Origin of the sequence: Streptomyces sp. SID14436, assembly GCF_010548465.1 — a bacterium.
Lineage (GTDB): Bacteria > Actinomycetota > Actinomycetes > Streptomycetales > Streptomycetaceae > Streptomyces.
Window position 1 is genome coordinate 1 of sequence record NZ_JAAGMD010000769.1, and the last position, 8,534, is coordinate 8,534.

Consider the following 8,534-nt stretch of genomic DNA (forward strand, 5'->3'; position numbering starts at 1 on the left):
CGCCGCGGCCTCCGGCGCGGCCGGTGTGCCCGCCGCGTCCGGGACGGCCTGCGGCGGCTCGTCGGGGGCGTAGGTGTGCAGGTGGGCGCCGTCGGTGTAGAGCCAGCGGCCGTGGGCCGAGTCGTAGAGCCAGGCGGAGTCGCCGTCGACGACGATGCCGACGCGCAGGCCGCGGGTGCGCTGCCGGAACGCCTCGCCGTCGAGACCGCCCTCCGCCAGGTTGTCGGCCGCGGTCCGGTAGCGGGCCAGGGCCTCCTCGACGCGGGTCAGCAGCGGCCGGGGGTCGGCGGTCCGGGCGGGCGGGGCGTCGGCGGCGGGCGGGTCCTCGGGGACGGCGAGCAGGCGGCGGCCGTCGACCCAGGCCGACCAGCCGTTGGAGCACAGCACGTGCCCCCAGTCACCGCGGGACTCGGTCAGCTGCACGGGCAGCAGCGGGTCGAGGTCGGCGGTGGGCCGGGAGGGATCGGGCTCCTCCCAGGCGGGCATGCCGTGCCGCGGCACGACGTGGGTGGGCCGGAAGGCGGGCATGGTCATCGGGGGGACTACCTCCGCATCACGACGGGTTCGTGGCGGCGCAGCAGCCGGGAGACGCCGAACGCGAACAGCGCCGACAGCACCACCAGCATCCCCACGTCGAGCAGCCAGACGCCCACGGAGTGCCGCATGATCGGGTCCGAGGTCAGGTCGCCGGGCGACATCCTGGCGAGGTCGACGGTGCCGGCCATCGCGCCGAGCGCCCAGCGGGAGGGCACCAGCCAGGAGAGCTGTTCGAGGCCGGGCACGCCGTCGAGTTTCAGCAGCGCGCCGCAGAACACGACCTGGACGATGGCGAGCAGCACCAGCAGCGGCATCGTCACCTCCTCCTTGCGCACCAGCGCGGACACGAGGAGGCCGAGGGTCATGGCGGTGAAGGCCAGCAGCGCCACGGCCACCGTGATCTCCACCAGCGGCGGCATGAGGACGCCTTCGCCGCCCGGCGCGTTGAGGTCGACGCCGAGGAGGGCGACCAGGGTGAGGACCACGGCCTGGAGGACGGTGACGGTGCCCAGGACGACGATCTTGGAGAGCAGGTAGGCCGATCTGGACAGGCCGACGGCCCGTTCCCGCCGGTGGATGGCGCGCTCCTTGACCAGTTCCCGTACGGCGTTGGCGGCGCCGGTGAGCACGGCGCCGACGCACAGGATGAGCAGGGTGTTGGAGACGGTCTCCCGGGTGAGGGCGCCGCCGGCCAGGGCGCGGGCCATCGCGCCCATCACGAACGGCAGCGCGATCATGATCGCGAGGAAGGTGCGGTCGGCGCTCAGCGCGGCCGCGTACCGGCGTACCAGGGTGCTCAGTTGTGCGGTGCGGCTGCGCGGGCGGGGCGGCGGGGCGATGACGACCGGGCCGGACCGGGGCTGCGGGGGCTGTTCGGTGGCGTCGGCGATGTAGCGGCCGTGGAAGGGGGAGGCGCGGTAGTCCCCGGCCCAGTCGCGGTCCCGGTCGCGTTCGAACGCCTCGAAGGCCTCCGGCCACTGCTCGAAGCCGAAGTACGCCAGGGCGTCGTCGGGCGGCCCGTAGTAGGCGATGTGCCCGCCGGGGGCGAGGACCAGGAGCCGGTCGCAGACGTCGAGGCTCAGCACGCTGTGGGTGACGACGATGACGGTGCGGCCGTCGTCGGCCAGGCCGCGCAGCATGTGCATCACGGAGCGGTCCATGCCGGGGTCCAGGCCGGAGGTCGGTTCGTCGAGGAACAGCAGGGACGGTTTCGTCAGCAGTTCGAGGGCGACGCTGACCCGCTTGCGCTGTCCGCCGGAGAGGCTGTGCACGGGCTGGCCGGCCCGCTGTTCCAGGCCGAGTTCGCGGATGACCTCGTCGACGCGGGCCCGGCGTTCGGCCTTCGCGGTGTCCTGGGGGAAGCGGAGCTCGGCGGCGTAGGACAGGGCGCGGCGGACGGTGAGCTGGGCGTGCAGGATGTCGTCCTGCGGGACGAGGCCGATGCGCTGGCGCAGCTCGGCGTAGTCGCGGTAGAGGTCGCGGCCGTCGTAGAGGACCGTGCCGTGGTCGGCGGGGCGCTGGCCGGTGAGGGCGTTGAGGAGGGTGGACTTGCCCGCGCCGCTGGGGCCGACCACGGCGAGCAGGCACTTCTCCCCCACCGGGAAGGACACGTGGTCGAGGAGGACCTTGCGGCCCCGGTCGACGGCGACGGTGAGGTCCTGGACGTCCAGGGAGACCTCGCCGGTGTCGACGTACTCCTGGAGTTCGTCGCCGACCAGGCAGAACGCGGCGTGGCCGATGCCGACGATGTCGCCGGGGCCGACGGGGGCGCGGGTGACGGGCGCGCCGTTGAGGTAGGTGCCGTTGTGGCTGCCGAGGTCGGCGATCTCGTAGCCGCCGTCGGGCAGGGCCCGCAGTTCGGCGTGGCGCCGGGAGACCACGAGGTCGTCGAGGACGAGGTCGTTGTCGGCGCTGCGGCCGATGCGGATGGTGCGGGCGGGCAGCGGCCGGACCTCGGTGGGCCGGCGGTAGGTGCCGGTGAGGGCCGGGTGCGACAGGGCCGAGAGGCGTTCCGGGGCGGGCGGCGCGGGGTCGGTGAGGACGGCGCGGGGTCCGGTGTCGGGGCTGCCGAAGCGGATGACGCTGCCGGGGCCGACGTCGCGGGCGGCGACGCGCTGTCCGTCGGCGTAGGTGCCGTTGGTGCTGTGCTCGTCCTGCAGGGTCCAGTGGCCGTCCGTGGGGCGGAGCACCGCGTGGTGCCAGGAGACCCGGGCGTCGTCGATGACGATGTCGCACAACGGGTCGCGTCCGACGTGGTAGTCGCGGACCGGGGTCATCCGGGTGGATCCGGTGTCGGTCTCCAGGACGAGCTCGGGTGCCGCCGATCGCTCCGCCATGCCTGGATTCTACCGATTGGTCCGTTCGGGTGCCCGGCGTGGAGCGGCGTCCGGGCGGTCAGCCGACGGGGATGCTGAGCACCGGGGCGGCGCGCTGCATGCGCAGGGTGTCCACGGACTCGGCGAGCAGTTCGTACTCGGTGGTGTCGTCACCGGTGGCGACGCGGACCATGCGTCCGGCGGCCAGCGCGTCGGCCATCTCCTGCTGCCGGGCGACGTCGCCGCACCAGGCGCGCAGGGTGGAGGGTACGTCGGGCACGCCGTCGGGGACGGGGACGAGCGCGCCCGGCGGTAAGTGCTCGGCCTCCGGCTGCGGGTCGAGGCGCTCGGCGATCCAGGAGGCGCGGTCGCGCAGCCACCACAGGGCGAGGGCGAGGGTGGGCGCCCGATAGGTGCCCAGGGGTACTCCGATGCGGCGTCCGTCGCAGACGCCGTAGGCCGTGACGTGGCACAGGAATTCGTCGTGCACGTGTGTCTCCCCCGCTGCGTGGCTCGCGTGCTCCGCCGGCCGCCCGGCTCGCGTGCTGTGCGTGAGGGCGCCGTCGCGCGGTGTGAAGCGCTCTCAGTCTGAGTATGTTCACGACTGAAACACTGTCACCATGTGTTTCCGGCCAGTCTCCTGGCATATTCACCCGGATCCGGGTGACGTCTCCGCGTGAGCACGACGGCGGGGGCCGTGCGCGTGGCACGGCCCCCGCCGTCCCGTCCGCCCGGGCCGCGGCCCGGGCGCGACGTCACTGCTTGACGACGGCGTCGATGCGCTCCAGTTCCTCCGCGTCGAAGGAGAGGTTGCGGGTGGCCGCGACGCTGTCCTCCAGCTGACCCGGGCTGCTGGCCCCGACCAGGGCGGAGGTGACGCGCTCCCCGCGCAGCACCCAGGCCAGCGCCATCTGCGCCAGGCCCTGGCCGCGGGACCCGGCGATCGAGTTGAGCGTGCGCAGCCGGGCCACCAGGTCCTCGGTGACGGCGTCCGTCTTCAGGAACGGGCTGTCGCCCGCGGCCCGCGAGTCCTCGGGGATGCCGTCGAGGTAGCGGGCCGTCAACAGCCCCTGTTCCAGCGGCGAGTAGGCGATCGAGCCGACCCGCAGCTCGTCGAGCGTGTCGAGCAGGCCCTCGTCCTCCGGGCGGCGGTCCAGCATCGAGTAGCGGGGCTGGTGGATCAGCAGCGGGGTGCCCAGCTCGCCGAGGATCCGGGCGGCCTCGCGGGTCTGCTCCGCCGAGTAGTTGGACACGCCGACGTAGAGCGCCTTGCCCTGCTGGACCGCCGAGTGCAGGGCACCCATCGTCTCCTCGAGCGGGGTGTCCGGGTCGAAGCGGTGGGAGTAGAAGATGTCGACGTGGTCGAGGCCCATGCGCGTCAGGCTCTGGTCCAGCGAGGACAGCAGGTACTTGCGGGAGCCCCATTCGCCGTACGGGCCGGGCCACATGAGGTAGCCGGCCTTGGTGGAGATCACCAGTTCGTCGCGGTACGGCGCGAAATCCTCCCTCAGCGCCTCACCGAGGGCCGACTCGGCGGCGCCGGGCGGCGGGCCGTAGTTGTTGGCGAGGTCGAAGTGGGTGACGCCGAGGTCGAAGGCGCGGCGCAGGATGGCGCGCTGGGTCTCGGCCGGACGGTCGGGGCCGAAGTTGTGCCACAGGCCGAGCGAGAGCGCCGGCAGCTTCAGACCGCTGCGTCCGGTGCGCCGGTAGGGCAGGTCCGCGTAACGGTCGGGGTGCGGGGTGTACAACGCGACTCCAGAGGGGTTGGCACACGGATCGGGCAGGTTCGGACGGTTCGGTGGAACCGTGCGTCCACTCTGTCCCGGCCCGGCGGCAGCAGTCCAACAGAAGAATCCGATGGGATTCAGCGGTTAGGCTTCTCAATCATGGAACTGCGCCACCTCCAGCACTTCGTCGCCGTCGCCGAGGACCGGCACTTCACCCGGGCGGCGGAACGGCTCATGGTCTCCCAGTCGGGCCTTTCGGCCTCCATCCGCGCGCTGGAGCGGGAGCTGCAGACCCCGCTGTTCGTCCGGACGACCCGCAGGGTGACGCTCACCGAGGCCGGGCGGGCGCTGCTGTCCGAGGCCCAGGGGATCCTGGCACAGGTGCGGGCGGCGCACGAGGCGGTGGCCGCGGTGCAGGGCGTGCTGCGCGGGACGCTCGCGGTGGGCACCGAGCAGTGCATCGCCGGGGTGCACGTGGCGGAGCTGCTCGCCGCCTTCCGGCGGCGCCACCCGGACGTGGAGATCCGGCTGCGCCAGTGGGGTTCGGCCGCACTCGCGGAGGAGGTCGCGACGGGGCGGCTGGACCTCGCCTTCGCGTACCGGACCGAGGGGGACGGCGACCACCTGCGGTCGGTCCCGCTGACCAGCGAGCCGATGACCGTGCTCTGCCATCCGGAACACGGGCTCGCCCGGTCCGGGGCGCCGGTGACCCCGCACGACCTGGCCGGACAGGTCTTCGTCGACTTCCACCCCGACTGGGGGCCGCGCCGGGCCACCGACGCCGCGTTCGCCGCGGCCGGGGTGCTGCGCACGGTCGCGCTGGAGGTGAACGACGTGCACAGCCTGCTGGACCTCGTCGACCAGGACCTGGGGGTGGCCGTCGTGCCGCGGCACTTCCGGCACAAGCGCGAGAGCCTGGCCGCGCTGCCGCTGAAGGGCACCGGCGAGGCGGTCTACGAGACCGTCGCCCTGGCGCCGTCCCCGCGGGCCACCAGCCCGGCGGCCCGGGCCCTGATGGCCCTGCTGGGCGACGGGAGCGGCGGGGACTCCGGCGACGGCACCGGATGACGCGGTCCGGGCCGCGCCCCGCGCGCGGATGCGCGAGGCTGGACCCATGCATGCCAAGGACATCCTCATCGACGGCTTCGGCCGGGTCCGGGAAGAAGTCCACGCCGCCGTCGGGGGCCTCGGCCCCGAGGGGCTCAACGCCCGGCCCGCCCCCGGCGCCAACTCCCCCGCCTGGCTGGTCTGGCACCTCACCCGGGTCCAGGACGACCACGTCGCCGACGCGTTCGGACTGGACCAGGTGTGGCTGTCCGAGGGGTGGGCGGACCGGTTCGGGCTCGGCCTGCCCCGCCACGACACCGGCTACGGCCACACCCCGGCGAAGGTCGCGAAGGTGCGGGTCGATTCCGCGGACCTGCTGACCGGCTACCACGACGCCGTGCACGCGCAGACCCTCTCGGCCCTGCGGTCCCTGACCGCCAAGGACCTGGAGCGGATCGTCGACGAGCGGTGGGACCCGCCGGTGAGCCTGGGCGTCCGGCTGGTCAGCGTCCTGTCCGACGACCTCCAGCACGTCGGACAGGCCGCCTACGTCCGCGGGCTGCCTCAGACGACGGAGGCGTAGCCCGGGAGCACCACGTCGCGCAGGAGCGCGTTGCGCTCGTCGAAGGGCAGGAAGGCGCTCTTGACGGCGTTCACCGTCACCGTGCGCAGGTCCTCGGCGGTCCAGCCGGCCTCCTCGACCAGCAGGGACATCTCCCGGGTCATCGTCGTGCCCGACACCAGCCGGTTGTCGGTGTTGACGGTGACGCGGAAGCCGAGGTCCTTCAGCGCGGTGACGGGGTGCCCGGCGATCGAGGTGGCCGCGCCGGTCTGGAGGTTGGAGGTGGGGCACATCTCCAGCGCGATCCGCCGGTCCCGGACCCAGGCCGCGAGGCGGCCCAGCTTGCCCTCCGCCAGGTCGGGGATGTCGTCGGTGATGCGCACGCCGTGCCCGATGCGCTGCGCGCCGCACACCTGGAGGGCCTGGTGGATGCTGGGCAGCCCGTGGGCCTCCCCGGCGTGGATGGTGAAGGGCACGTTCTCGCGGCGCAGGTGCTCGAAGGCGGCGAGGTGGTCGGCGGGCGGGAACCCGTCCTCGGCGCCGGCGATGTCGAAGCCGACGACACCGGCGTCCCGGTACGCCACCACCAGGCCGGCGATCTCCCGCGTCCGGTCGAACATCCGCATCCCGCACAGCAGCGTCCCCACGCGCACCGGGGTCCCGGCGGCCGCCGCCTTGGCCATGCCCGCGGCGAGCCCCTCCTGCACGGCCTCCACGACCTCGGGCAGGGTGAGCCCGCCCCGGGTCATGAGCTCGGGGGCGTAGCGGACCTCGCCGTAGACGACCCCGTCGGCAGCCAGGTCGAGGACGTACTCCTCGGCGGTGCGCAGCAGGCCCTCGCGGTGCTGCATGACGGCGAGGGTGTGCTCGAAGGTGGCTATGTAGCGCACCAGGTCGCCGGAGTTCGCGGCCTCGACGTACCAGGCGGCCAGCTCGTCCGGGTCGGTGGTGGGCAGGGTGTGGCCGACACCGTCCGCCAGCTCCACCAGGGTGGCGGGGCGCAGACCGCCGTCGAGGTGGTCGTGCAGCACCGCCTTGGGCAGACGGCGGACGGTGTCGGGGGTGATGCGGGACGCGGTCATGAGCGGGGTCGTTCCTCGGCGGTCGGTGGCGTGCGGGTGGGGCGTGCGGCGGGCTGGAGCAGGTCCCAGCGGCTGCCGGTCGACCGGAGAGGTTATACGTAAAACCCATGGATGCGCCAGTCCGTGCGTGCGCGGTGGCGGGTGCCGCACCGGCGCCGGCAGGGGGCCGTGGACCCGGCCCCCTGCCGGCGGTGACCGGCCGGGGTGCGGCTACGGGTACGTGTAGGTGTTCAGCTCGGCCACGGCGGCCGCCGGGTTGCCGCGGTCGTAGTGGTCCACGGCGAGGTAGGTGGGCTTCTTGCGGGCGGCCGGCTCGCAGAACCGGCGGGCGCGGTCGGCGAGTTTGCCGTTGTCCGTGCCGGCCGTGGAGGTGAGCGGGACGTCGCGGAAGTGGTTCATGACGAACAGCGGGCGGAACCCGGGCTCGGTGCGGGTGAGCGGGAGGGTGGTCCCGGCGTCGTACCACCGGCTGTAGCAGGACCAGTCGGAGGCGCCGGCTCCCGAGCCCATGGACCAGTAGTTCTCCACGGTCCACTCGCGCTGGTACATCACGCCGAAGGTGTCCCGGGTGACGCCGCCGGCCGCGTCGGACGCGCGGGTGCGGTCGGTGAAGATCAGCAGCCGCTTCCCGGTGGCCGTCAGCTCCGCCATGGTGGGCCAGCCGTTCTCCCGGACGCCGGTCCGGTCGGGCCGGTACAGCACGTCGGCGAGGCCGTCGACGCGGGCGAGTTCGGCGCGGAGCACCTCCTGGTCGACGTAGTCCTCCAGGAACACGGTGACGAACTGGTCGGGGTGGGAGCGCAGGAAGTCCACGATCCGCTGGAGGTCGACCCACAGGGCGACGGGCCGGCTGACCAGGGTGCAGCTGTTGTGGCAGAGGATCGCACCGTCCGGGGTCTGATGGATGTCCAGCATGAAACCGCGGACGCCGTCGGAGAGTTGGCGTTCGATGCCCCGGGTCTGGTTGGGGAAGAGGTTGACGAAGGGCGGGGCGAAGCCGCCGTCGACGCCGTTGGCGTAGGCGTTGTGGGCGGTGAGGAAGGTGACCTGGTCCAGGGTGCGGCGGTCCGGGGGCGGCATCGGGGCGGTGACGGGCCCGGCCGGGGTGAGGTACCAGGTGGCGAGGTCGTCCGGCCCGGCGCCGACGGTGAGCGGGGCCGGGTGGACGGCGCCGGCGGGCTTGGGGGCGACGGCGAGGCGGTGGCCGGTGCCCGGGGCGGCGAGGGTGAAGCGGTCGGCGCCCACCGGGGTGACGGTCCAGGGC

At 73.6% G+C, this 8,534-nt stretch carries 8 protein-coding genes; 2 read left to right on the top strand and 6 right to left on the bottom strand.

Features of this window, described 5'->3' with window-relative positions:
* The 4 genes from G3I53_RS27995 to mgrA form a co-directional block, all read right to left on the bottom strand.
* A partial coding sequence (locus G3I53_RS27995) for a hypothetical protein (protein WP_164438904.1) occupies window positions 1-534 on the bottom strand: 534 nt, incomplete at its 3' end.
* A gap of 8 nt (window positions 535-542) precedes the next feature.
* On the bottom strand, window positions 543-2,873 hold the full coding sequence (locus G3I53_RS28000) for an FHA domain-containing protein (RefSeq protein WP_164333914.1): 2,331 nt from the start codon (window positions 2,871-2,873) through the stop codon (window positions 543-545).
* A gap of 58 nt (window positions 2,874-2,931) precedes the next feature.
* The gene (locus G3I53_RS28005) at window positions 2,932-3,342 is read right to left on the bottom strand and encodes a hypothetical protein (protein WP_164333913.1); all 411 of its coding nucleotides are present in this window, start codon (window positions 3,340-3,342) and stop codon (window positions 2,932-2,934) included.
* Window positions 3,343-3,607: 265 nt separating this feature from the next.
* The gene (gene mgrA, locus G3I53_RS28010) at window positions 3,608-4,600 is read right to left on the bottom strand and encodes an L-glyceraldehyde 3-phosphate reductase (protein ID WP_164333912.1); all 993 of its coding nucleotides are present in this window, start codon (window positions 4,598-4,600) and stop codon (window positions 3,608-3,610) included.
* A 138-nt stretch (window positions 4,601-4,738) separates the two neighbouring features.
* Here mgrA and G3I53_RS28015 point away from each other — a divergent pair, with 138 nt between their 5' ends.
* Window positions 4,739-5,647: a LysR substrate-binding domain-containing protein gene (locus G3I53_RS28015; protein ID WP_164333911.1), complete on the top strand. Its 909-nt coding sequence runs from the start codon at window positions 4,739-4,741 to the stop codon at window positions 5,645-5,647.
* 46 nt (window positions 5,648-5,693) lie between these two features.
* Entirely contained in the window at window positions 5,694-6,209 is a 516-nt protein-coding gene (locus G3I53_RS28020) for a DinB family protein (protein WP_031102028.1), read from the top strand.
* On the opposite strand, the gene G3I53_RS28025 is transcribed toward G3I53_RS28020, so the two are convergent.
* Window positions 6,191-7,270 (bottom strand): adenosine deaminase, encoded by a 1,080-nt coding sequence (locus G3I53_RS28025; RefSeq protein ID WP_031102027.1) that lies wholly within the window; start codon window positions 7,268-7,270, stop codon window positions 6,191-6,193. The two genes, G3I53_RS28020 and G3I53_RS28025, sit on opposite strands and share 19 nt — an antisense overlap.
* A gap of 210 nt (window positions 7,271-7,480) precedes the next feature.
* A partial coding sequence (locus G3I53_RS28030) for a PI-PLC domain-containing protein (protein WP_164438905.1) occupies window positions 7,481-8,534 on the bottom strand: 1,054 nt, incomplete at its 5' end.